Source organism: Lentzea flava (genome assembly GCF_014648475.1).
In the GTDB taxonomy this organism is placed as follows: Bacteria; Actinomycetota; Actinomycetes; order Mycobacteriales; family Pseudonocardiaceae; genus Lentzea; species Lentzea flava.
In genome coordinates, this window is the sequence record NZ_BMRE01000048.1 from 26,026 (window position 1) to 49,151 (window position 23,126).

The following is a 23,126-nucleotide window of genomic DNA, read 5'->3' on the forward strand; positions in this document are numbered from 1 at the left end:
TCGATCGGCGGCGCGACAGCGAATTTCAGCCGGCCCTGACCGGAGCCGCCCTGACAGCGGCCTGCTGTTTGGCGATCCGCAGCAGCGCGCCGGAGGCGCCGATCAGCAGGAACGACATCCCGGTCGCCACGCTGAAGCTGAGGATGTCGAACGTCGCGGCGCCCAGCGCGGACGTCAGCATCGCGCCCACCAGGCAGACCGCGAGCCCCCGCACGTTCTCGTCCTTCGACAGCGCGCGGGCCCGCAGCGCCGCGAAGATGCCGCCGAGGAACAGCAGCACGTAGGCGATCAGGCCCAGGTAGCCGTTCTCGATCATCGTCAGCAGGTACTGGTTGTCGAGGATCGTGTACTTCGACGGCAGGAACGTGCCGAACCCGCGGCCCAGCCACGGGTGCTTGGCGATCTCGAGCCACGCGCCGTCGTAGTCCTTGGTGCGGCCCTGGAACGACGGGTCGTCCTCGATGTTGGAGAACATCGACGTGACCGTGCCGAGCAGGCCGGGTACGACGGCCGCCGCACCGCCCAGGAACACCGCGCCCACACCGAGCAGCGGCAGGCCGCGTCTGCGGGGGAGCAGCACGCCCAGCACGACGCCCGTCACCACCAGGCCGATGATCGCGGTGCGGGACAGCGACAGGATCGCCATCAGGCTGAGCAGCGACAGCGCGCACCACCAGCGGCCCTGCGGCTCGCCGCGGTCGCGGGCCTGGAACACGAAGTGCGCGGCGAACGGCACGCCCAGCACGCACACCAGGCCGAACTCGATGGGGTGGTTCACGGTGCCGGCCGGCCGGAAGAAGATCGACCGCGACTCCAGCGCCGAGTAGCCGTTGTCCTGCACGCGCAGGCCGGGCAGCGTCACGTACGACGCCAGGTCGAGGCCCAGGCCGAACTGGATCAGGCCGATGAACGCGCCGAACGTCAGGCAGCCCACCATGACCCGCAGCAGGCGGCTGAGCCGTTCACCGCTGCGGACCGCGTCGCACACGAACACCGCGAGCGCCGCCATCGCCACGATCCTGATCAAGGCCGAGTCCGACACCGACAGCTCGTCGGGCGGCAGGTAGCGGCGCGTGGCGACGGCGTACGTCGTGAGGTGCAGGATCACGTACACCGCGAGCAGCGTGCGGACCGCGTTGCGCCCCTTGGCCATCGCGAGGTGGTCGACGAGGTGCGCGGCGAACCACAGCACCGCGAGGCACAGCGCCACGAACAACGCCGGCGGCAGCGTGATCGGGACGAACGCGATGGTGAACCTGGCCGGGACGACGAGCAGCGCCAGGACGTAGAAGATCAGCAGGGTGGCGCCGTCGGCACGCTGCTCGGTCAGTCGTCTTTGGTCGGCCATGCCGGGTCTGGTGGCTTGGGCGCGGGGATGATGACCGTCTTCTGGTGCGCGTTGGGGATGCCCTGGTTCGGCGGCCGGTGCGGGGGCGGCGGCGCGCCGTTGCCCTGCGGCTGTGGCTGCGGCCGCACCGGGGGCGGGGGCGGCGGGGCGGTGTCCTTCTCGGACGGTGCCGTGCCCTCCTTGCGGCGCTTGGCCTTCAGCAGGATCGAGTCGGCGGCGAACGTCGAGGCGATCGTGAGCAGCAGCAACACGACCGTCGCCGCGCCCACGTACCGGACCTTGCCGCCGATCTTGGCCGAGGCCGTCGTCGGCTTCACCAGGATCTGCGCCGTGATGAACGTCTGCTCGGGAGCGTTCAGCGCCTTCTGCTGCGACGCGAGCTCCGCCACCGTCTTGTCGAGCACCTTGCCCACCAGGCCCTCGGCCGCTTCCGCCGAGTCGGCCTCGGTCGAGATGAACAGCAGCGGGCCGCCGACCGGGCCGGTGTTCGCGGTGTACGTCGCCGTGGAGCCCTTGCCCGCCAGCTCCTCCGCTGTCTTCGGGTCGCCGAGGATCTGCGTCAGGATCTGCGCGGTGGTCGTGAGGCTGCCGTCGAACTGCAGCAGCGGGTTGACCTTGACCACGTCCTCCGGCTTGGTCTTCTCCGAGTACCGCCCACCGGCCGCGGGGGAGGTGAGGACCAGCACGCCGCTCGACTCGTACCGCGTGGGCACGGTGATGTAGACGTACAGGGCGAGGACACCGGTGAGCAGCACTGCGGGCAGGGCGATGTACCACCGCCGCCGCAGCACTCGTACGGTTCCCCAGAAATCCATCAAAAACCCCGATCCGCGGCTCGGTCTTGCGAACGCAATGTTCGTAGGGTATCGCCTGCCTGGAAAATCGTGGTGAGCTGCGAACTGTTACAGGCCGTAGCCACGAGACGATGAAGGGGAGGAATCCAGGAGGCAGCATGCGTGTACGACGACTGACCGTGACCGTCGCGGCCATTCTCGTGGTCATCGGCGGGACAGCGGCTTACGTCGTCACGGCCGCCACCAACGCGAACGAACCGGCGGCGGGCGCCGAGCACGTCTCGCAGGCCAAGACCGGCGACCTGCTGTTCGTCGACCTCGCCGGTGGGCAGAACCGCGTCGAGAAGCTCGCCGGCGGCGGTGCCCGCACCCCGACCGACCTCGCCTGCCAGCGCTTCTACGCCGCCGGTGGCACGAGCGTGTGCCTCAAACTCGCCGGTCCCGGCCCGGTCTACGGCGCCGAGATCAGCCGCGACGGCAAGATCGTGAAGACCGTCGCGCTGCCCGGCGTCCCGAGCCGCGCGAAGGTGTCGAAGTCCGGGAACGTGGTGTCCTGGACCAGTTTCGTCACCGGCGACTCGTACTCGGTGCCCGGCGGGTTCTCCACCAGGACCGGTTTCTTCGACGTCCGGACCGGCGAGACCGTCGAGTCGCTCGAGCACTTCGCCGCCACGGTGGAGGGTGCCCCGCTCACCGCGCGTGACGTCAACTACTGGGGCCTGACCGTCGGTTCCGACGACAACGCCTTCTACGCGACGCTGGCCAGCGGTGGCTTCACCTGGCTGGTCAAGGGTGATCTCGCCGCCGAGACCGTCACGTCGCTGCGCCGCGACGCCGAGTGCCCGTCGCTGTCGCCGGACGGCACGAAGGTCGCCTACAAGAAGCGCATCGGCCGCCTCGGCCCGTGGGACCTCGCGGTGCTCGACCTCGCCACGAACACGGAGAAGCGGCTGCCCGGCACTGCGGGCGTCGACGACCAGGCGACGTGGCTGAGCGAGACCGAGCTCGCGTTCGCCGCGGTGCCCAAGGACGCCAAGCTTCCCGCCGTTCACGTCGCGCCCGCCGACGGCTCGCAGCCCGCGAAGGTCCTCATCCCGGAGGCCACGTCGCCGTCGCCCGTCAGGTAGCGAGTTCGCGGCGGAGCACCTTTTCGAGCTCATGGCCTGCCGCATCCCAGGAACGTCCCTCCACACTGGACGCGGCCGCACGGGCGATCGCGTCGAAGTCCGGCGATGTGACCACTTCGGACAAAGCACGCGCCAGCGAGTGCGGGGTGGGTGCCGCGTACCGGACGTGGTCGTTGTCCAGGACTACGCGGTTGAAGTGCGCGTCGTTCACCACGGGGATGCATCCGGCCGCGAGCATCTCGTGCGGCACCAGAGAGACGTTGGTCATCGACAGCGACAACCCGGCGAAGCACCGGTTGTAGATGGCGTTGAGTTCGTCCGGCGTGACCAGGCCGTGGTCGTGGAACTGCGGGCCGAGCCGCCCGATCTTCTCCCCGTAGACGTGGATCTTCAGGTCGGGGTGCTTCTCCGCGAACACCTCCAGCGCCAGCACGCCGAGCTCGAACGCCCGGCGCGGTGCCTTGCGCCGGGCGTAGAAGACGATGCCGTCGCGCTTGTCGTCGCCGAGCCTGTACCTGTCCGCGTCGCAGCCGAAGTCGAAGTGGTCGGCGGGCATGCCGTGCTCGTCGCGGACCTTGTCGGCGAGGAACCGCCCGGCCGTGAAGCCGTGCATGCCCATCCGGTAGGTGTTCTCCGCCAGCGCGTACAGGCCACCGGCCGGGTAGAACCACGGTTCGTAGTCCTGCACGAGATAGAACCTCTTGCCCGCGCACGGGTCGTTGAACGCCGGATACGCGGTGATCCACGCCGTCGCGAACACCGCGTGGGCGTCCGCCATGCCCTCGGTGACGTCGTGGATCGAGCCCTGGAAGAACGGGAACGCCGCGCGCACCACGGGTTCCAGGTCGGCGACGGCGTTGCCGAACGTCTCGTACAGGTACAGCCGGCACTCGTGGCCGAGCGACTCCAGGTGCCGGATGAGCCGGAACATCGTGGTGTGGCCACCGGAGCCCTTGGACGGGGGAGTGGTCACCCAGTTGATCGTGAGCTTGCCGTCCGGCGGGATCGGCGGGATCACCACGGGCCTGCGCGCCTCGACGTCGGCCTTGCGGACGTCCTCCAGGCGCACGGGCAGGTCCTCGCCCTCGGCGCCCAGCCTGCGCGTGGCGGCGGTGAGCACGCGGATGCCGAGCTGCCGCGCGCCCTGCTCGCGGACGATCTTCGTGACCTGTCTGAGTCGTCTCACGCGTCGGCTCTCTTCCGCAGCACGCCAAGGACTTCGTGTCTCATCGGGAACACCACGAGCGCGTAGGCGAGGCACGAGAGCGTGCCGCCGACGAGGATCTGCGGCAGCTCGCCGTCGATCACGTGCCGGACCGCGAGCACCACCGCGACCATCAGCACACCACCGAGGAACGGCCGCAACAGCCGCGCGCCCAACGCACCGGCGCGCACCCCGTACGGCTTGAACGCGACCAGGTACGCGGGCGTGATGATCAGCACCGCGACGATCACGTGCGCCGCCGCGACCCCGCGGATGCCGTCGAGCTTCGCGCCGAGCGCCAGCAACGGCACCAGCGCGCCCAGCCACACCACGTGGATCACCAGGATCGCCCGCGACCGCCCGGCCGAGGCCAGGTAGTCGTAGCCGAGCTCCAGCGCGACCCGGACCGCGCCGAGCAGCACCAGCAACGCGAGCGCGGCCGCCGCGGGTGCCCAGCGCTCGCCGTAGACCACCCGGATCAACGGTTCGGCCAGGGCGGCCAGCAGCACGCACGCGGGCACCGTCACGAGCGCCAGGAGCCCCAGCGCGCGGCCGAACGACTTCTGGAACAACTCGGGGTCCTCACGCACCTTGGAGAACGCGGCCAAAGAGACTGACCGCACCGGCGCGGAGAACGCCGACACCGGCCAGCTCGCCAGGTTGAACGCCAGCAGGTAGAAGCCCAGCGGCACGGTCCCGAGCAGCGAGCCGACCACGATGTAGTCGACGTTCATCACGCCGAAGATCAGCAGGCTCGACCCGGCGAGCGGCAGGCCGAACGCGAGCAGCGCGCGGGCCTGCACCGGGTCCCAGCCCGGCCGGAACCTGTCCTTGGTGAGCCAGAACATGATGATCGCCGCGGACAGGTTCTGCGCGATCCGCTGCCACGCGAGGCTCCACGCGCCGAAACCCATCAGCGCGAGCACGACGGCGACCGCCGTACCGCACACGAACGCGGCGGTGTCGGCGTAGAACTTGTGGTCCTGCCGGAAGTTCCGCTGCATCATCGCGCCCGGCACCGCCGTGGCGCCCGCGATGACGAGCGCGACCGACATCAGCTGGATCACACCGGTCGCTTCCGGTGTGTCCATCGCGCCGGCGAACCACGGCGCACCGATCACGCAGATCAACGCCAGCACCGTGCCCGACGCGAGCGACAGCGTCGTGACGGTCGGCGCCATCTCCTCGACCGGGCCGCTGGTGCGCACCAGCGCGGCGCTCACGCCGAGTTCCGACACGCTCAGCACGATGTTGAGCACGACCAGCGCGACCGCGAAGACACCGAACTGCTCGGGCGCGATCAGCCGGGCGAGCAGGATGCTGAAGCCGACGGCGGCCAGCCGTTGCAGCAGCGAGTTGATCGCGCTCCACCGGATGGCGCTGGAGACCGAGCCTTCGAGCTGCTGGGTCACCACTCGCCCCGCCACTTCCAGCGCTGCGTGCCGACCCACAGCTTCGCCCGCTTGTAGGCGTGCGGTGCGAGGAACAACTGCGTACGGCTCAGGAACGCGGGGCTGAACTTCTGGCGCCGCAGCAACGCCCTGTACTCCGGCAGCTCCTCGAGCGCCGGGTAGGTCTCGCGGGCGAAGTCGAGCAGCTCCTTCTCGGTGCCGTCGAGCTGGTCGCGGTCGTGCAGCCGGACCGCGCGCCACAGCGCGTCACCCGCGATGGCCTTGCGCGCCAACGGCTTGAGTCTCGCGGGCAGGCCGGGGTTCTCCTCCAGCACGAGGTCGAACACGTCACGGCGCTGTTCGAGGTCGGCGAACACCGACTTGAACGTCGTGCGCATCATCGAGTTCTCGTGCACCCGGTAGTACGCGGCGGGCTTGCCGCTCACGTAGCCGATGTCGGACACGGCCGCGATCCGCAGCCACATCTCGAGGTCGCCCGCGTGCGGCAGGTCGGCCCGGTAGCCGCCGACCTTCTGCTGGATCTTGGTGCGCACCACGACCTCGGGCGAGGAGATCACGTTGCGGCTGCTGCGGAAGCGGTTCTCGATCCACTGCTCACCGCGCCAGACCCTCGACGTCGTCGGCAGCTGGGTGACCTTCGGCAACGCGTCGTGGTCGCTGTAGTACACGACCCGCCCGTAGACCATGCCCACGTCCGGGTTCTGCTCGAAGACCGCGGCCGCGCGCTGCAACGCTCCCGGCGCCAGCAGGTCGTCCGCGGACAGCAGCACCGTGTAGTCGGCGCTCGCCCACTCCAGCAGGCCCTCGTTGTAGGTGGCGATGTGCCCCTTGTTCACCTCGTGCCTGCGGCCCTCGACGCGTTTGTCGGCGGCCATCAGCTCGGCCATCACCTCGGGGGTGTTGTCCGACGACGTGTCGTCGATCACAAGCACCCGCACGTCCACACCGGGCTGGTCGAGGACGCTGCGGACACAGGCCGGCAGGAAGTGGGCGTAGTTGTAACAGGGGATCACGACGTCCACTGTGGGAAGCGTTGGCACAACCTGGTTATCGGTCTGGCGGCGTTTTCGTTAGCGCCGCAACGTTTTGGGCCCTTCGGACGATGTAGTGGTGACCGGAGTAAGGGGAGTCATGGACCACGTCATCCTGACGCGCTTCAACCTGCCGTCGAAGGGCGCCGAAAGTTACGTCCGGGCAAAGGAAGGATGGCTGACCGAGCGCGTTGCGCTGTTCGAGCGCTACTGCCTGCCATCCGTCCTCGCGCAGACGGACAAACGGACGCGGTGGCTCATCTATTTCGACCCCGAATCACCGAAGTGGCTCAAGGACAAAATCGCCGGACACGGTGACGCGTACACGCCCGTTTACCGCGCGGAGGTCTCGCGGGAGGAACTCAGATCGGACATCCGGTCGCTGTACTCCCGGACCGGCGACGAGCTCATCACCACGAACCTGGACAACGACGACGGCCTGGCCGTCGACTTCGTGGAACGGCTCTGCGCGGCACCCCGCCCGACCACCACGGCGGCGTACTACCTGGTCAACGGCCTGATCAAGGCGCCGGGCGGGCTGTACCACCGGGTGGACCGGCACAACGCGTTCGTCTCGGTCCGCGAGAGCTGGGACGAGCCCGTCACGTGCTGGGCGCACTGGCACAACCACATGCACCTGCACTTCCCGGTCGTGGAGCTGGGCGGCGCGCCGGGCTGGCTGCAGGTCGTGCACGGCGGCAACGTCTCGAACCGCACCCGCGGCCGGCTGGTCTCGCCGCAGCCGTACCGGGGCTCGTTCGGCACCGCTCTGGACGACGTGCCCGAGCCCGGCCTGAAGGCCGTGGCGCAGGACCGGCTGGTGGCTCAGCCGATCCGGTTCGTGCGCGACTCCGGCCGGGTGGCGGCGAAGAACGCGGCGATGAAGGTGCTCGGCAAGGGCGGCTTCGAGGCGATCAAGCAGAAGCTGGCTGCTCGCGGTTGATGCCATAACTCACGACGAGCGTGACGGTGAGTGCCGCCAGCGCCACCGTCACGCCGGTCGTGAAGCTCGTGTACTGCAGCAGCAGTCCAAAAGCGACGGACGAAACGAGACGGCCCAGCGCCTGCCCGGTCTGCACGACGGAAAGCCCGGACGCCCGCAGCGACTCCGGCGCCGTCTCGCTCACCTTGGCCGAGAGCACACCGTCCGTGGCCGCGTAGAACAACCCGTGCAGCACCAGCGCCACCACCGCGATGACCATCCCGCCTTCCGGGATGAACAGCAGCGCGTACACACCGAGCAGCAATGCGTGCCCGGCCAGGAACATCCGCCAGCGGCCGACCCGGTCCGCGAGCTTCCCGAGCGGCGCGGCGGCCGCGAGGAAGACGACCGCCGTGCCGAGCGGGAGCAGGGGCAGGTAGCCGAGCGAGATGCTCGTGGCCTTCTGCACCAGCACGTAGACGAACGCGTCCGACACCGTCGCGAGCCCCAGCAGGCCGGCGGAGATCGTGGTCCGGCGGAACCCCTGGTCGGTGAGCAGGTTGAGACCCGCCCGGAACGACGGCCGCGGCCCCTTCGGCTGCTCCTTCGCCGGGGTCTCGCGCACGAACGAGATCAGCACGATCAGGCCGATGACCGCGAACGCCGCGGACACCGCGAAGATCGGCCCCGGCACCATGCCGATCTGGGCGAGCAGCAGGAACGTCACCAGCGGCCCGAGCAGGGCACCGAACGTGTCCATGCTGCGGTGCACGCCGAACGCCGCGCCCAGCCGGTCCTCCGGCGTGGCCAGCGAGATCATCGCGTCCCGCGGCGCCGTCCGGATGCCCTTGCCCGCCCGGTCCGCGGCCATCAGCGCGCCGATGCCGAACGGTGAGGCGCCCACCAGCGGGAAGAACACCTTGGTGGCGGCCGACAGCCCGTACCCGGCCGCCGCGACGGCCTTGGGCTTGCGGAACCTGTCCGAGATGCCGCCGCCGACCAGCCGCAGCACCGCCGTGGCGCCGGTGTAGATGCCGTCCAGCAGACCGAACTGCGCGTAGCCCAGCTGGAGCGTGAAGAGCAGGTACACCGGCAGGAACGCGGTGATCATCTCCGCCGAGACGTCGGTCAGCAGGCTGACCGTGCCGAGTGCGAAGACCGTGCTCGGCAACCTCTTGCGGAAGTCTGTTTTGGACGGACGCGACGAGGCGACGTACACCCTCTACCACCCCGCCCCTGCGTTGGCTGCGATGAAGGGCTCCTTCATCAACCTGAGGTGGATGAAGGAGCCCTTCATCGCGAACATCGGGAGGATCATGGGTGTCCTACCAGCTCAGAGTCTGGTGCCACACCTCGAGCGACAGCAGCGTCCAGATGCGCGGCTGCTCGTTGCGGTCACCCGAGTCGTGGTCGTCGAGCAGCGCGCGGACGGCCGCCCGGTCGAAGGTCTTGCCCACGAACGACGTGGGGCCGGTCAGCAGGTCGTAGGCCATGTCCCGCAACCCGTCGCGGAACCAGGCGTCCAGCGGCACCTTGAAGCCCGACTTCGGCCGGTCCACGACATCGGCGGGCAGGTGCTGGCGCGCGACCTCCTTCACGACCCACTTGGTCGTGCCGCCGCGCACCTTCACGCTGCTGGGCAACGAGAACGCGAGCTCCGCCACCCGGTGGTCGAGGAACGGCGGCCGCAGCTCCAGCGACGCGGCCATCGACATGCGGTCGCCGCGTTCCAGGAGGTTGTCGGCGAGCCAGGTGTGCGAGTCGGCGTAGAGCATGCGGCGCAACGCGTCGCCGCGCCCGTTCTCATAGGGCGCCAGCACGGACCGCGTCGCAGGCCCACCCAGCAACGCGGCCCGTTCGGCCACGGTGAAGGGCGCGAACCAGCCCCGCATGCGTTCCGCGTACGTGGGTTCGGCGATCGCGCGCACCGCGATGCCCAGCCGCGCCTTCGACGCCGGTAGAGCCTTCTCGAAGCGCCGCAGGGCCGCGGACGGCAGCACGCCCGCGTACCGGGTGGCCGCGGCGAAGCGGTACTTCGGGTAGCCACCGAACAGTTCATCGCTGCCCTCACCGGACAGCACGACCTTCACGTCCCGGCGCGCGAGCTCGGCGAGCCGGAACACCGCCACGTCGGCGGGCTCGGACAGCGGCGCGTCACGGTGCCAGGACAGCTTCGCCCAGCTGTCGCGGAAGTCGTCGGCCGTCACGACCACGCTGTGGTGCTCGCTGCCGACGATCCCGGCGACCTTCTCGGCCCAGTGCAGCTCGTCGACGCGCGGGTCGCCGAAGCCCGCGGAGAACGTGTGCAGCGGGGCGCCGTCGCGTTCACGGGCCACCAGCGCGGTGATCAACGACGAGTCCACGCCGCCGGACAGGTACGCGCCGACCGGCACGTCCGCGACCAGCGCGTCCCGCACCGACGCCGTCAGCGCCTCGTCGACCAGCCGGACGGCCTCCTCCGGCGTCACCGAAAGGATCTGCGACTCGCGCGGCAGCTCCCAGTACGGCTCGGTCCGCACGGTCCCGTCGGCCGACACCACGAGGTGGTGGCCCTGCGGCACCTTCCGCACGCCGCGCAGCAGCGTGTGGGGCGCGGGCACCGAGCGGTGCGCCAGGTAGTCGTGCAGCGACTCGTGGTCGACGTCGGCGGAGCCGATCGCGGGCAGCAACGCCTTGATCTCGGACGCGAAGGCGAAGAATGACGAGTCCGCGTAGTAGTACAGCGGCAGGATGCCCAGCCGGTCGCGGAACAGGTGTGTCTCAGCGGTCTTCGCGTCGTGGATCGCGTACGCGAACTGGCCGCGCAGCTTCGTCACCGCCGACGGCCCGTGCTGCTCGTACAGCGCCAGCAGCACTTCCGTGTCGCCCTGCGTGCGGAACGGGTACGACAGCTCGGAGCGCAGCTGCCGGTAGTTCAGGATCTCGCCGTTGAACGCGATCTGCGTCGTGCCCGACGCGCCCGCCATCGGCTGCGGCGACCCGGCCAGGTCGATGATCGAGAGCCGGGTGTGGGCGAAGCCGATCGCACCCTCCGACCAGAAGCCGCTGTCGTCCGGCCCGCGGTGGTGCAGCCGCTTCGCCATCTCGGCGAGCAGCTCACGGGAGACGGGCGCGCCGTCGAACCGTCTGACGCCTGCGATACCGCACATGGTCAGCGACCCTCCGCGATCTGCATGAGCTCACGGGCACGGGAGTCCCACGACGCGGTGAGCACGGCCGCACGCCGCTCGGCGGGGGTCTTCAGGCCGCCGTCCTTGAGCGTCAGCCGGATCTGGTCGATGAAGTCGGCCTCGCCCTTCGCGATCCTGATGACGTCGGAGTAGCGCTCGACCTCGGGGAAGTCCGTGGACACCACGGCCAGGCCCAGGGCCAGGTACTCCTTCATCTTGATCGGGTTGGCGTGCTTGATCCAGTCGTTGTCGAGCCAGGGCATGAGCGCCACGTCGAAACCGGAGCCGTAGCCGGGGATCTGCTCGTACGACCGGAAGTCCAGCCAGTGCACGTTGGGATATTTGGCGTAACGCTCCATCGAGCAGGTGGCGTCACCGATCAGCACGACCGACGCCTCGGGGAACTCCTGCGCGACCTTCTCGATCAGGTCGAAGTCGACCAGGTAGTCGTCGAGGCTGCCGAAGAACCCGATGCGCGGCCCGGGAATCGACGCGAGGTCGGCGGGCAGCTCGTCGCGGCGGGTGAAGTGGTCGACGTCCACGCCGTGGTCGAGGAAGTGCGCGCGCTCACCGGTCAGCGCCGACTCCTCCTCCTGCAACGCGCGGCTGACGTAGAGCACGGTGTCCGAATTGGACAGCAGCTGGTTCTCCAGCGCGGCGATCGTGCCCTGGTCGGCCTCGGGGAACGCCGAGTGGCGGTCCGACCGGTTGAAGATCAGGCCCTTGTGCCGCATCGGCTCCACCACGTCCCACGCCGTGGGAATCGTCGCGACGACGACCGGTGTGCCCATCCGCAGGAACAGGCAGACGAGCCGGACCTGCGTGCGCACCAGCACCGAGTTGAGCTTGCGCAGCCACGGCTTGCCGTAGAACGGCAGGGGAGCGGGCGTCATGACGTAGAAGTTCGGCGTCTCGGGGATCGGCCGGCGCACGAGCATCGCGACGCTCTTGGCCTTGCGCAGGATCCGGCGCAGGAACTGCGTGCTCTTGCCCGGCGACGGCATCCGCAGGCCGATGCTGTTGACCAGCAACACCTTGCGGTGCTTCGCGACCCGGCGCAGCAGCTGGAAGTCGGAGTGCGCCCGGTTGTGGTACCACCAGTCCTGCGCCGAGAAGCACAGGTAGCTCGGGCCCTCCGACGCCACTTCCTCCGGCCAGGCCCGCATCCGGAACAGGCCCTTCAACGCGGCCCGGTGCTTGGGCGAACGGGCGCGCAAGCCCTCGTTCAGCACCACCGCGAGCCACATGAGGAACGCGGCGAACCTGCCGTGCCGCTCGCGGTGCAGCCGGACCCGGTTCGCGGCGAGCATCGACCACAGCCGCGCGTTCGTGGAGACCTCGCCACCGATGTGCGTGACCACCGCGCGCGGCTCGAACCAGACGCCGCCGGCGCGCAGCATGTACTCGACCTCCTCCGAATAGAGGAAGTAGCGCTCGTCCAGAAGGCCCAGTCTCTCCACGGTTTCCCGCTTGATCATCCACGCGCAGCCGGTGGCCCACTCCGCCGGGCGGGCGTGCTCGTAGGCCTTGAGGTCGGTCACCGTCGCGCCGAGCCCGATCCGGCCTGCGCGGTAGCCGCCGATCAGCGCCTCGGAGACCGCGGTGCGCAGCTTGGGCTCGCGGCGCAGCGAGAAGTGGGTGAGCCCGTCCACGCCGACGATCTTCGGCACGACGATGGGATGCCCCGTCACCGCGCTCAGCGCCTCGACCGCGCCGGGGTGCAGGCGGGCGTCCGCGTTGAGCACCAGGACGTCGTGGCCCTCTGCGGCCTTGATGCCGAGATTCACGCCCGCGGCGAATCCGGCGTTCACCGGGTTGCGGATGATGTGCGCGTCCGGACGAGTGGCGGTCGCCACAGTCACGGTGTCATCGGTGGAAGCGTTGTCGACGACGAACACCTTCACGTCGTCGGGCAGCGAGGTCAGGCATCCCGCGATGACCTGTTCGCTCTGGTAGGTGACGATGACCACCGCGACAGGTGACCGCTCCACAACCGCTCCTCGCTTTTGGGCTTGTGCCCGCTACATCGAGCGTTTCGGAACCTCCGTTACGAGATCGGGGGAACCTGTAACCGTTTTGCCCTCTCGAACGAGAACCAAGGCGTGACGTCATCGCCGCACGTGTTGATCATCGTGCAGAACCTCCCCGTGCCGCTGGACCGCCGGGTGTGGCTGGAATGCCGTGCCCTCACCGCCGCGGGCTACGAGGTGTCGGTGATCTGCCCCAAGGGTCCTGGTGATCCCGCTTACCAACTCCTCGACGGAGTGCACCTGTACAAGTACGCTCCGCCGCCCCAGGCCGAGGGGGCGCTCGGCTACGCGTGGGAGTTCCTGTACTGCTGGGTGCGCACGGCGTTGCTGAGCGTGAAGGTCCGCGCGCGCAGGCGGTTCGACGTCATGCAGGCGTGCAACCCGCCGGACACCTACTGGGCGCTCGCCCTGCTGTGGCGGCTGGGCGGCGTGAAGTTCGTCTTCGACCACCACGACCTCAACCCCGAGGTGTTCCTCTCGCGGTTCGGCGAGCCGAAGGGCGTGGCTGGCAAGCTGCAGTACCGGATCCTGAAGTGGCTGGAGCGCAGGACGTTCCGCACGGCCGACCGGGTGACGTCGACCAACACGTCGTACCAGAAGATCGCGTGGACGCGCGGTTCCGTGCCGCCCGAGCACACCACCGTCGTGCGCTCCGGCCCGGACACCACCGTGATGCGACCTGTCGAGGGCGTGGACGAACTGCGGCGCGGCGGCAAACATCTGGTGGCGTACCTGGGAATCATGGGCCCGCAGGACGGCGTCGACGGTGTCCTCGAAGTGGCCCGCAGGGTGGTCTTCGACCGCGGCCGCACCGACGTCCGGTTCGCGCTGCTGGGCTTCGGCGACTGCCTGGAGGACCTGAAGAAGCAGGCGACGGCGTGGGGCCTCGACCCGTACGTGGAGTTCACCGGACGTGTCGGGCCCGACCAGATCACCCGGTACCTGTCCACGGCCGCCGTCGGTCTCGGCCCGGATCCGTTGTCGCCGTTGAACGACGTGTCCACGATGAACAAGACCATGGAGTACATGGCCTACGCGCTGCCGGTCGTCACGTACCGGCTCACGGAGACCGTGGTGTCCGCCGGCGAGTGCGCCGTCTTCGTCGAGCCTGGTGACGTCGAGGGGTTCACCACGGCTCTGCTGGAGCTGCTGGACGACGCCGAACGCCGCGGACGCCTCGGTTTCGAGGGCCGCCGCCGCTGCGAGGCCGAGCTCGACTGGCGCCCGCAGGCCGAGAACTACGTGGCGGTGTTCGACGGGCTCACCGGCTTCGCCTCGCGCGGCCCGTTCCCGGACGGCAGGCCGGAGCTGGGGGCCGGCACCGACCAGTGGGGCAACAAGATGATCGACGTGAGCGACGACGCCGTGCTCCGCGCGTTCGCCGTGAACCGAACGGGAGAATGATGTTCGTCAGAAGGATCGCGGTCGTCGGCACCGGCTACGTCGGCCTGACCACCGGCGCCTGCCTCGCGTCGCTGGGCCACCGCGTGGTGTGCGCGGACGTCGACGAGACCAAGGTCGAGCGGCTCTCGCGCGGCGAGGTCGACATCCTCGAACCCCGGCTCGCGGAGCTCGTGAGCGAGGGCCTGGCGTCCGGCCGGTTGTCGTTCGTGCTCGGCGCCTCGGCCGCGGTGGCCGACGCCGAGGTCGTCTTCCTCTGCGTGCCGACGCCGATGGGGGTCGGCGGCATCGCGGACCTCCAGGCCGTCGAGTCCGTTGTGGACGAGACGCGCGACCTGCTGCCGTCCGGGTGCGTGATCGTCAACAAGTCCACCGTGCCGGTGGGAACCTCGGTCCGCACCGCCGAGCTGCTGCGCCGCGACGACGTCGCGGTGGTGTCGAACCCCGAGTTCCTGCGCGAGGGTTCCGCCGTCCACGACTTCCTCAACCCGGACCGGATCGTCGTCGGCTGCGACCAGCAGGACGCGGCCGAGCGCGTCGCCGCCCTGTACGCGCGTCTCGGCGCGCCAACGGTTTTGACCGACGCCGCCTCGGCGGAGATGGTCAAGTACGCGGCGAACTGCTTCCTCGCGATGAAGCTCTCGTACGTCAACGCGGTGGCGGAGCTGTGCGAGCGGCTCGGCGCGAACATCACCGACGTCACCGAGGGCATGGGCTACGACAAGCGCATCGGTCAGGCGTTCCTCAACCCCGGTCCCGGCTGGGGCGGTTCGTGCCTGCCCAAGGACACCCACGCGATGCTCCAGGTCGCGGACGCGGCCGACTTCGAGTTCCGCCTGCTGCGCGCCACGATCGACACCAACGAGCGCCAGCGCCAGCGGATGGTCGAGAAGGTCCGCCTCGCCGTCACCGGCAAGCGCGGCGGCTCGCTGTCCCACGTGCGCCTCGGGTTGCTGGGCCTCACGTTCAAGGCGGGCACGGACGACCTGCGCGACTCGCCGGCACTGGCCGTAGCGGCGCTGCTGAAGCAGGCCGGTGCCGACCTCGTCGGCTACGACCCGGCGCTGACCGGCGGCACGGACCTCGGTTCGGTGTCCGTTGTGGACGATCCGTACCAGGCGGCCAAGGACGTCGACGCGCTCGTCGTGCTGACCGAGTGGCCGGACTTCCGCTCGCTGGACTGGGCCCGCCTGGCCGAGACGGTGCGGCAGCCGGTCGTCGTCGACACGCGGAACATCCTGGACCCGGACGTCATTCGCCGTGCGGGCTTCACCTGCACGTCGCTGGGCCGCCGGTAGTCCATTTGAGACAGTCCAGTTAGCTCAATGGGGTGAGTGGGCGCGCGGTGTTCGTGCGCTGGCGCTTTGATCTGGCGGCAACACCCGGCGGGACCAGCCCGCCGGGACTTGCCGGGAGGTTCCCACCGTGGCTGGACTCATGGACATGATCAGCGGTCTCGTGCACCAGGCGAGCGGTCTCCTCGCTCAGGCGAGCGAGCTCGCGAACGGCCTGCTGTCCGCGCTGCCGCTCTGAGGCCGTGCCGCGGTGGCGAGCCTCCCGCTCACCACCGCGGCAGATCCGGCCCGTGGTTGGTGATGCCAGCGAAGAGATCGGTCTCCGGCAGCGGCGCCCCGGTGGTGTCGAGCGCGCGGAAGTACTGTTCCTGCAAGGCGAACGGCCCGTGCACCTGCTGGCTCGCGTGGCACAGCAACGCCTTGCGCTTCACGTCGGCGACCTCGCTGATGTCGATCGTCGTCGACCCCTCCCTGGCCGTCAGGTAGAGCTTGACGGGGATGCCGGTGCGGTAGACCGCGAGCTTGGCCACCCGGATCACGTGCATGTGGTCGCGGTGCGAGCTGTAGTGCGTCACGACGACCTGCGGCTGGTAGTGCTCGATCAGCGCGGCGAGCCGGCCGGCCGCGGTCTCCACCGGGATCGTGCAGAGCCCGCCCTCCGGAACCTCGCCGCCGGGTCCGGAGTCGTGGTAGCCCAGCAGTTCCAGGTCCGAGATGCCCAGCGTGTCGCACGCCGCCTGCAGTTCGGCCCTGCGATGCGCCGCCACGGCCTTGGGGTGGTGGCCGACCTCGCCGGGCACGGCTCCGTTCGGAGCGTCGTCGAACTCGCCGTTGGTGCACGTCACCACCACGGTTCTGGCGCCCTGTCTGGCGTAGCGGGCAAGCACGCCCCCGGTCGACGTCGACTCGTCGCCGGGGTGGGCGTGCACGGCCAGCAGGGTTCTCGGTCCGCCGAACTCCACGCGGGGGACCGTACCCGGTAACTATTGTGCGGCCCGTGACCGACTTGCCGTCCGGCCTGAAGCCGCTCGAACTCGCCCACCACCTCCGCGCCCAGATCGAACGGGGCCACACCTACGCGCGCTCCCGCAAACACCGGTTCCGCTGGAAGTCGGTGACGGTCCGGATGACGACGCTGGTCCTTTCGGCGGCGTCGACGATCATCCTCGGGCTGCAGAACCTGGATCCGTGGACGGGCACGGCGTTCTCGCTCGTGGCGGTGGTGACGGTGGTGTCCGCTTTGGAGCCGTTCTTCGCCTGGCGGTCGCTGTGGGTGCTGATGGAGGACGCCAGCTACCGGTTCCACCGGCTGGAGGACGACCTGAGGTACTACATCGCCGCCACACCCGCCGACGAGGTCGATCCCGAGCGGGTGCGGGAGATGTTCGAGCGGTACCAGGAGATCTGGGACTCGCTCAGCTCGCGGTGGATGAAGTACCGCGACAACGCCTAGACCCGCCCGCGCACGCGCTCGCGCACGCGCTCGCGATGAACGGCGCATTTGTTCACCTCAGGTGGACGAATGCGCCGTTCATCGGTTGTTACGGCGTGCCCGCCGGCTTGCCCTTCGCGTCCGGGGCGTTGGGGTCGAGGATGTAGTTCTCCTGCCACACCGCCCACTTGTAGCCGACGTCGTTGGCGGTCACGTAGGCCGCGCCCCAGCCGCTGCCGCTGAAGCGGTTGTTGATGGCCTTCATGTTGCGGCCGTACCGGTTGCCGTGGCTCGACTCCAGGCCGAGCTGGTAGCCGCCGCCCTCCAGCAGGTTGCCCTCGACGGTGACGTTGTCGATGTCATCGCCGTAGGTCTGGATGAACAGCGCGCCGGTGTCCTGGCCGGTGGAGCAGTCGATGCGGTTGTTGCGGAACGTCAGCGTGCGTCCGGCGTTGCGGTCCAGCGGGAAGTCGCGGACGGTGGCGCCGTCGTTGTGCGCGTCACCGGCCGTGCGCAGGCCGCGGACGTAGTTGCCCTCGGCGAGGCCGCTGAGGGTGGCGCCGGTGTTGTAGAAGCAGATGCCGGAGCCCATGCCGGTGATGTAGTTGCGCTGCAGGGTGCCGACGCCGAGGAACGCGCACGACTTCGCGATCGTGGAGGCGGACAGCTTCGAGCCGTCGATGTTCGAGTCGCGGATGGTCACCGGGGCGCCGGTGACCTGGCAGGAGTTGCTGCCGCACGGGCCGTTCGTCGTGACCAGCGGGGCGGCCTCGTCGAGCCGGGTGGGGCGGATGCAGGACTTCTCGACGGTGATGTTGCCCGCGAAGAGGACGAGGGGCTGCTCGATGCGCTTGCCGGAGATGACCGTGCCCGCGCCGGGGTTCGCCGGTCCGGTGTAGACGGGCAGGGAGTCGCAGTTCAGGCCGACGGCGGCCAGGCCGGTGTTGGCCTGGGTCAGCTTCCAGCCCGGCGCCCCGGCCGGGGCGGGCGTGCCGGGGTTGTTCGGAGGCTTCACGGGGCCGTTGGTGGCGGACTGGGGCGCCGACGTGGGAGCCGCGGAGCTGCTGCTGGGGGCGGCGGAGCTCTCCGACGTGCTGGGCGAGGTGGCGCTCGTGCTCTCGGCCACCGGCTTCGGGTCGCCCGCCTCGGCCGCGGAACAGGCGGCCAAGGCGACGACGCCGGTGGTCAGCAGCACGGCCAATCTCAGTCTCACGCTGGTTCTACCTCCACGCGCGTTCACGACGGGGGACCGTGAACTCGCTGATTGTGTCGTCGGCCGGTGCGGAATGTTCACGGAACTCGTGCGACCGAGTTCGCGCAGGGGCCGTTGAACGGACTGCACATTGCACGGGCCGACCGGAGGAGTCAAGCGGATCTCGTTGTGCCGCAAGGTCATCTTCCGGGCGGACGGGAATAGCTCGCCGGGGTGAGCTGGCAGATCACGGTTTTATCTCCGAGTCATTCGGTTCTTTGATGTGTGAGATCAACGACCGAGGAATGTCGCGCGGCCGGGACCGTCGGTGAGGAAGCTGTGCACCGCGCGTGGCAGGTCCTGCGTCTCGAACAACGCGGACGCGATCGTCGTCACGTGGGCGTCGGCCTCCGGAACGCCGCCGTGTTCGAAATGCGCGAGCACCTGTTTGGTCGCGGCGTGCGCCCGCGTCGGCCCGACGGCGAGCGAGAGGGCGAACTGCTCGGCGGCCAGCGCGAAGCCCTCGTCCGGGAAGATCCGGTTCACGACGTTCCAGCGCTCCAGCGTCGCCGCGTCGTAGAGGTCGCCGGTCATCACGAACTCCTTCGCCCGGCCCACGCCCGCGCGGGCGGCCAGCCGCTGCGTGCCGCCCATCGTCGGCGTCAGGCCCACGACCTTCTCCACGAGGCCGAAACGCGCGCTCTCGGCCGCGACGATCAGGTCGCACGCCACCGCGAGCTCGAACGCCCAGGTCAAGCACAACGCGTGGGCGGCGAAGACGGTCGGGATCGGCAGCGCGGCGAGCCGTTGCGGCAGCAGGAGCATGCGGTCGAACAACGCCTGCGCGTCCTCGCGGTACTCCTGGGCGGCGAACAGCGACACGTCGACCCCTCCGGACACGACCTTGCCGGTCGCGTTGACCAGCAACGCCCGCGCGTCGCCCAGCTCGTCGAGGGCGTCGTGGAACTCGGCGTCGAGGTCGAGCGCGTAGAGGTTGAGCGGCGGCGCGTCGATCGTGATGATCGCGAGCTCGTTCTGCCTGGTCAGGTGGATCTTCATCGTGCGGGAACCCTCACAGCCAATCGCGGCGCTTGAACATGGCGTACAGGACGTAGGAAAGCAGGAAGATCCCCAGCGTGGACGCCCAGAAGCCCCACGGCTGCTCGAATCCGGGGTACGGCACGTTCATGCCGTAGTAGCCGGAGATCGCGGTCGGCACCGCGATGATCGCGGCCCAGCTGGTGACCTTCTTCATGATCGAGTTGAGCCGGTTGCCCTGGACCGCCACCTCGGCCTCGCGCAGGTTCGTGACCAGCTCGCGCATCGACTCGGTGAGCTCGGCGGTGAACAGCGCGTGGTCGGAGACGTCGAGGTAGTACGGCATCATCACGTCGTCGACGAGGTCGTGCTCGCGGTGCACCAGCGACCCCAGCACCTCGCGCATCGGCAGCGCGACCCGCCGCAGCTGCACCAGCGCGCGCCGCAGCTGCAGCGCTTTGCGGCCCACGTGCGGCTTCTCCTCGTAGATCCGGTCCTCGAGCGCCTCGATGTCGTCGTCGAGCGCCTCGGCCGCGGCGTAGTGGCCGTCCACGACGTCGTCGAGCAGCCCGTGCAGCAGGAACCCGACGCCGGAGGTGGCCAGGGCCGGCGCGCTGTCCCACCGGCGCCGCACGCCCGCGATGTCGTACGACTCGTTCTCCCGGACGGTCACCAGCGCGTTGCGGGTGACGAACACGTCGACCTCGCACGTGCTGATCTCGTGCTCGGCGTACCGGACGGCGTGGACGGAGAGGAACAGGTGGGTGGGGTAGCGGTCGACCTTGGGGCGCTGGCGCCCGGCGAACGCGTCCTCGATCGCGAGCTCGTGCAGGCCCAGCTCGTCGCGCAGCAGACCTATCTCGTCCTGGGACGGCGCGCAGAGGTCGAACCACACGACCGCGGAGGGATCTTGGAGGTGCCGCGCGACGTCGGAAACCGGGAAGTCCCGGTCCACGAGTTCGCCGTTGCGGTACAAGCGGGTCCGACCCATGGGTGACAACGATACGTAGATCTACTCAGATGTGAGGTTCCAGCCCGAGTTCCCGCTACCCTCGATCCGGTGAAGGTGGACCAACCACAACGCATAGGCGACTACCTGCTGCTGGGCAGGCTTGGTCGTGGTGCCATGGGAACGGTCTACCTGGGACAAGGCTCCGACGGGCGCCAGGTCGCCGTGAAGGTCGCCCGCGCGGAGCTCGCCGACGACCCGCGCTTCCGCGAGCGGTTCCGCCGCGAGGTGCAGATGGCCCGCGCGGTCGGGTCGGCGGGCACCGCGGCGGTCGTGGACGCCGACACGCGCGCGCCCCGCCCGTGGATGGCGACGGAGTACGTGCCCGGCCCGACGCTGCAGGAGGCGATCGAACGGCACGGCCCGCTGCCAGAGCACCACCTGCGCAGGCTGGCCGAGGGCCTCGCCGAGGCGCTGACGGCGATCCACCGCGCCGGTCTGATCCACCGCGACCTCAAGCCGTCCAACGTGCTGCTCGGCGCCGACGGCCCGCGCGTGATCGACTTCGGCATCTCGCGCGCCATGGAGCACACCGCGCTGACCGAGACCGGCATGGTCTTCGGCACCCCGGGCTTCCTGTCGCCGGAGCAGATCACCGGCCAGGAGGTCGGCACCCCGTCGGACGTCTTCGCGCTGGGCGCCGTGCTCGTCTACGCGGCCACCGGCAAGGGCCCGTTCGGCGAGGGCCCGACCGCCACGCTGCTCTACCGCGCCGCCCACGGCGAACCGGACCTCGACGGCGTGCCGAAGACGCTGCGCCCGCTGGTGCAGAAGTGCATGCACCGCGACCCGGCCAAGCGCCCGGACCCGGCGGAGGTGACGCGCCTGCTCGCCCAGGTCGTGTCGCCGAAGCCGCCGACCACCAAGCTGCCCGCGCCGATGACGCCCGCCGCCGCGACGTTCTCGACGTCGCGGATCGTGCCGTTTCTGTGGGGCCTGACGAACCTCGCCGCCGGCCTGCTCGCCGCGGCGATCGCCGACCCGGCGGCCAGGGCCAACGGCGCCACGCAGCTGCTGGCGCTGGCCGCGTTCTGCGTGCTGGTCGTGCGCGCGGTGCGGTTCTTCAGCGCCGCCGCCCGCCGCAAGGTCGTCATCGAGATCAGCCGCGAGGGCATCGCGACGACCCGCAACGGCAAGTTCCACCAGTACTGGTGGTACGAGCTCGCACGGGTGCGCGTCGTGCCGCACAAGAAACGGCCGTGGGTCGTCGTGTGGCTGAAAGACCCGGCGCCGCGCCGCTTCTTCGGTGCGCATCACGGCGGGGTGCGCGTGTTCCCGATCGCCCACGAGCGGACCAGACGGCGGCGCGAGCGGGAGATCGCCGAGCTGCGCGCCGCCCTGGCCTGGTACCTGCCGCGCTCCTACGACGGGCGCTGATCGGTCCACTCGTAGGTGATGGTCATCGACTGCGGTGGCATCCCCTTCGGCAACTGACTGCTCGCGGTCGCGACCTCCTCCGTGCCGGTCACCCGGCCCGTGGCGGGATCGATGACGAACTGGAGGAGGTTGCCGTCGACCGACAGCCTCCCGTTGTCCCAGCGGATCTCGGGAGACTCGGCGAGCACGCGGTACAGCGCGGCCTTCTCCTCGTTCGTCGTGAACGGCGAGAGCAACGCCGGCGACGCGGCCAGCAGCTTCTGCTTCGGGTCGGCGGGCAGCGGCTTGGAGACGCTCTCCTCCTTGCACGGGGTGGCCGCGCAGAACGAGGTCCACAGCTGCGGAAAGCTGATCGTGCTCAGCTTCTGCTCCGGTCGCGGCTGCGCGCCGGAGATCGGCTGCCGCTGCCCGGTCTCCCTGCGGAAGATGAACACCGTCTCGCCCTTCGCGGTGGGCAGCCACACGTCGTACTCGAGCTCGACCAGAGTCCAGCCGACCTGGTCGAGGCCGAACGACGCGGCGGTCGCCACCTCCCGCAACCGGTAGGTGATGTGCTGGTACCTGGCGGTCGGCTGCTCGGCCAGCTCCAGCAGGGTGGCGGCCTCGGCCAGCGACGTGGCCGGGGTGCTGGGCATCGTGGCGGGGGCGTCCCGGTGGGCCGGCCGCAGGAACACCACCAATCCGGTGATCATGATCACGGCGACCGCGGCGGCCGCGATGCCTGCCCAGCGCGGGGAACGGCGCACCGGCTTCTCCGCGAACAGCTGCTCGCGCAGCCGGGCGAGCCGCACGTCGTCGGCGCCCCGGACCGGGTACAGCTCGGCGAGGTCGTCGTCCAGCACGTCACGCATGTTCCACTTCCTTCAGCTTGGCGCGCAGGCGGTGCAGGCGCGACCTCGCGGTGCCGGGGTTCAGGCCGAGGGCTTCCGCCGCCTCCTGCACGCTCAGCCCGGCCAGCGAGACGAGCAGCAGCAGGTCGCGGTCACCCTCCTGCATCTTCGCGAGCGCGCCGGCGATCCGCCGCAGGTGCGAGCGGGCGTCGATCCGCGTCACCACGGTGTGCTCCAGCGTCTCGGCGACACCGAGGTCGACGCCGTAGCGTTCGGCGGTGCGCAACAGCCGGGTCTCGCGTTTGGCGTGGCCGCGCAACAGGTTCGTCGCGATGCCGTAGAGCCAGCCGACGACGCTGCCCTTCTCGGCGTCGTAGGTGTCCTCGCCGCGCATGGCCGCCAGGAACGTCTCGCTGACCAGGTCGTCGGCGACGTCGACGCCCACCCGTCGCGCCAGATAGCGGTGCAGCGGCTGGGCGTGCTCGTCGAACAGCTCCGCGAACATCACGCCCCC

Annotated in this window: 20 protein-coding genes; 6 read left to right on the plus strand and 14 right to left on the minus strand. The window is 69.8% G+C overall.

Annotated features, from left to right (window positions below; genetic code table 11):
- Positions 1-25 precede the first annotated feature (25 nt).
- Both IEZ09_RS36195 and IEZ09_RS36200 read right to left on the minus strand, forming a co-directional pair.
- Complete coding sequence (locus IEZ09_RS36195; RefSeq protein ID WP_189258333.1) at positions 26-1,348, minus strand: O-antigen ligase family protein; 1,323 nt, start codon at positions 1,346-1,348, stop codon at positions 26-28.
- A complete protein-coding gene (locus IEZ09_RS36200) occupies positions 1,327-2,163 on the minus strand; it encodes a YveK family protein (protein WP_189258334.1) in 837 nt (278 codons plus the stop codon). The genes IEZ09_RS36195 and IEZ09_RS36200 overlap by 22 nt, the downstream gene beginning before the upstream one ends.
- 137 nt (positions 2,164-2,300) lie before the next feature.
- Here IEZ09_RS36200 and IEZ09_RS36205 point away from each other — a divergent pair, with 137 nt between their 5' ends.
- Positions 2,301-3,269 (plus strand): TolB-like translocation protein, encoded by a 969-nt coding sequence (locus IEZ09_RS36205; RefSeq protein ID WP_189258335.1) that lies wholly within the window; start codon positions 2,301-2,303, stop codon positions 3,267-3,269.
- Here the strand turns inward: IEZ09_RS36205 and IEZ09_RS36210 are convergent.
- The 3 genes from IEZ09_RS36210 to IEZ09_RS36220 are packed head-to-tail and all read right to left on the minus strand — an operon-like array spanning position 3,262 to position 6,907.
- The gene (locus IEZ09_RS36210) at positions 3,262-4,455 is read right to left on the minus strand and encodes a rhamnosyltransferase WsaF family glycosyltransferase (protein ID WP_189258336.1); all 1,194 of its coding nucleotides are present in this window, start codon (positions 4,453-4,455) and stop codon (positions 3,262-3,264) included. The two genes, IEZ09_RS36205 and IEZ09_RS36210, sit on opposite strands and share 8 nt — an antisense overlap.
- On the minus strand, positions 4,452-5,885 hold the full coding sequence (locus IEZ09_RS36215; protein ID WP_189258337.1) for a lipopolysaccharide biosynthesis protein: 1,434 nt from the start codon (positions 5,883-5,885) through the stop codon (positions 4,452-4,454). The genes IEZ09_RS36210 and IEZ09_RS36215 overlap by 4 nt, the downstream gene beginning before the upstream one ends.
- Positions 5,882-6,907, minus strand: a complete 1,026-nt coding sequence (locus IEZ09_RS36220) for a glycosyltransferase (protein WP_229813278.1) — start codon at positions 6,905-6,907, stop codon at positions 5,882-5,884. The genes IEZ09_RS36215 and IEZ09_RS36220 overlap by 4 nt, the downstream gene beginning before the upstream one ends.
- A gap of 109 nt (positions 6,908-7,016) precedes the next feature.
- Between IEZ09_RS36220 and IEZ09_RS36225 the strand changes: the two genes are divergently transcribed.
- Positions 7,017-7,859: a glycosyltransferase gene (locus IEZ09_RS36225; protein WP_189258339.1), complete on the plus strand. Its 843-nt coding sequence runs from the start codon at positions 7,017-7,019 to the stop codon at positions 7,857-7,859.
- On the opposite strand, the gene IEZ09_RS36230 is transcribed toward IEZ09_RS36225, so the two are convergent.
- The 3 genes from IEZ09_RS36230 to IEZ09_RS36240 form a co-directional block, all read right to left on the minus strand.
- Positions 7,831-9,057, minus strand: a complete 1,227-nt coding sequence (locus tag IEZ09_RS36230) for an MFS transporter (RefSeq protein ID WP_189258340.1) — start codon at positions 9,055-9,057, stop codon at positions 7,831-7,833. The two genes, IEZ09_RS36225 and IEZ09_RS36230, sit on opposite strands and share 29 nt — an antisense overlap.
- A gap of 106 nt (positions 9,058-9,163) precedes the next feature.
- Positions 9,164-10,987, minus strand: coding sequence for an asparagine synthase (glutamine-hydrolyzing) (gene asnB, locus IEZ09_RS36235; RefSeq protein ID WP_189258341.1), 1,824 nt, complete (start codon positions 10,985-10,987; stop codon positions 9,164-9,166).
- Positions 10,988-10,989: 2 nt separating this feature from the next.
- Entirely contained in the window at positions 10,990-12,999 is a 2,010-nt protein-coding gene (locus IEZ09_RS36240; RefSeq protein WP_189258342.1) for a glycosyltransferase, read from the minus strand.
- Positions 13,000-13,110: 111 nt separating this feature from the next.
- Here IEZ09_RS36240 and IEZ09_RS36245 point away from each other — a divergent pair, with 111 nt between their 5' ends.
- Complete coding sequence (locus tag IEZ09_RS36245) at positions 13,111-14,442, plus strand: glycosyltransferase family 4 protein (RefSeq protein ID WP_189258343.1); 1,332 nt, start codon at positions 13,111-13,113, stop codon at positions 14,440-14,442.
- Positions 14,442-15,737 carry a UDP-glucose dehydrogenase family protein gene (locus IEZ09_RS36250; protein ID WP_189258344.1) on the plus strand — a complete coding sequence of 432 codons (1,296 nt, stop codon included), beginning with the start codon at positions 14,442-14,444 and terminating at the stop codon, positions 15,735-15,737. The genes IEZ09_RS36245 and IEZ09_RS36250 overlap by 1 nt, the downstream gene beginning before the upstream one ends.
- A gap of 263 nt (positions 15,738-16,000) precedes the next feature.
- Here the strand turns inward: IEZ09_RS36250 and IEZ09_RS36255 are convergent, their stop codons facing one another.
- Positions 16,001-16,696 carry a PIG-L deacetylase family protein gene (locus IEZ09_RS36255; protein WP_189258345.1) on the minus strand — a complete coding sequence of 232 codons (696 nt, stop codon included), beginning with the start codon at positions 16,694-16,696 and terminating at the stop codon, positions 16,001-16,003.
- A 35-nt stretch (positions 16,697-16,731) separates the two neighbouring features.
- Between IEZ09_RS36255 and IEZ09_RS36260 the strand changes: the two genes are divergently transcribed.
- Positions 16,732-17,187 (plus strand): SLATT domain-containing protein, encoded by a 456-nt coding sequence (locus IEZ09_RS36260; protein WP_229813279.1) that lies wholly within the window; start codon positions 16,732-16,734, stop codon positions 17,185-17,187.
- Between the two features lie 88 nt (positions 17,188-17,275).
- On the opposite strand, the gene IEZ09_RS36265 is transcribed toward IEZ09_RS36260, so the two are convergent.
- The 3 genes from IEZ09_RS36265 to IEZ09_RS36275 form a co-directional block, all read right to left on the minus strand.
- Entirely contained in the window at positions 17,276-18,379 is a 1,104-nt protein-coding gene (locus IEZ09_RS36265) for a right-handed parallel beta-helix repeat-containing protein (RefSeq protein ID WP_189258346.1), read from the minus strand.
- Between the two features lie 270 nt (positions 18,380-18,649).
- Positions 18,650-19,417, minus strand: coding sequence for an enoyl-CoA hydratase/isomerase family protein (locus IEZ09_RS36270; RefSeq protein ID WP_189258347.1), 768 nt, complete (start codon positions 19,415-19,417; stop codon positions 18,650-18,652).
- 13 nt (positions 19,418-19,430) lie between these two features.
- Positions 19,431-20,387 carry a magnesium transporter CorA family protein gene (locus tag IEZ09_RS36275; protein ID WP_189258348.1) on the minus strand — a complete coding sequence of 319 codons (957 nt, stop codon included), beginning with the start codon at positions 20,385-20,387 and terminating at the stop codon, positions 19,431-19,433.
- Positions 20,388-20,456: 69 nt separating this feature from the next.
- On the opposite strand from IEZ09_RS36275, the gene IEZ09_RS36280 reads away from it, so the two are divergent.
- Positions 20,457-21,782, plus strand: a complete 1,326-nt coding sequence (locus IEZ09_RS36280; protein WP_229813280.1) for a serine/threonine-protein kinase — start codon at positions 20,457-20,459, stop codon at positions 21,780-21,782.
- Here IEZ09_RS36280 and IEZ09_RS36285 read toward each other — a convergent pair.
- Positions 21,767-22,633 carry a hypothetical protein gene (locus IEZ09_RS36285; RefSeq protein WP_189258349.1) on the minus strand — a complete coding sequence of 289 codons (867 nt, stop codon included), beginning with the start codon at positions 22,631-22,633 and terminating at the stop codon, positions 21,767-21,769. The genes IEZ09_RS36280 and IEZ09_RS36285 overlap by 16 nt on opposite strands.
- Complete coding sequence (locus tag IEZ09_RS36290; protein ID WP_189258350.1) at positions 22,626-23,117, minus strand: RNA polymerase sigma factor; 492 nt, start codon at positions 23,115-23,117, stop codon at positions 22,626-22,628. The genes IEZ09_RS36285 and IEZ09_RS36290 overlap by 8 nt, the downstream gene beginning before the upstream one ends.
- Positions 23,118-23,126: the final 9 nt, after the last annotated feature.

Excerpts from the sequence above, each read along its gene's own strand:
- IEZ09_RS36275 (WP_189258348.1), bottom strand. The coding sequence starts at position 20,387 with ATGGGTCGGACCCGCTTGTACCGCAACGGCGAACTCGTGGACCGGGAC.
- IEZ09_RS36225 (WP_189258339.1), top strand. The coding sequence starts at position 7,017 with ATGGACCACGTCATCCTGACGCGCTTCAACCTGCCGTCGAAGGGCGCC.
- IEZ09_RS36270 (WP_189258347.1), bottom strand. The coding sequence starts at position 19,417 with ATGAAGATCCACCTGACCAGGCAGAACGAGCTCGCGATCATCACGATC.
- IEZ09_RS36285 (WP_189258349.1), bottom strand. The coding sequence starts at position 22,633 with ATGCGTGACGTGCTGGACGACGACCTCGCCGAGCTGTACCCGGTCCGG.
- IEZ09_RS36250 (WP_189258344.1), top strand. The coding sequence starts at position 14,442 with ATGTTCGTCAGAAGGATCGCGGTCGTCGGCACCGGCTACGTCGGCCTG.
- IEZ09_RS36205 (WP_189258335.1), top strand. The coding sequence starts at position 2,301 with ATGCGTGTACGACGACTGACCGTGACCGTCGCGGCCATTCTCGTGGTC.
- IEZ09_RS36200 (WP_189258334.1), bottom strand. The coding sequence starts at position 2,163 with ATGGATTTCTGGGGAACCGTACGAGTGCTGCGGCGGCGGTGGTACATC.
- IEZ09_RS36195 (WP_189258333.1), bottom strand. The coding sequence starts at position 1,348 with ATGGCCGACCAAAGACGACTGACCGAGCAGCGTGCCGACGGCGCCACC.
- asnB (WP_189258341.1), bottom strand. The coding sequence starts at position 10,987 with ATGTGCGGTATCGCAGGCGTCAGACGGTTCGACGGCGCGCCCGTCTCC.
- IEZ09_RS36290 (WP_189258350.1), bottom strand. The coding sequence starts at position 23,117 with ATGTTCGCGGAGCTGTTCGACGAGCACGCCCAGCCGCTGCACCGCTAT.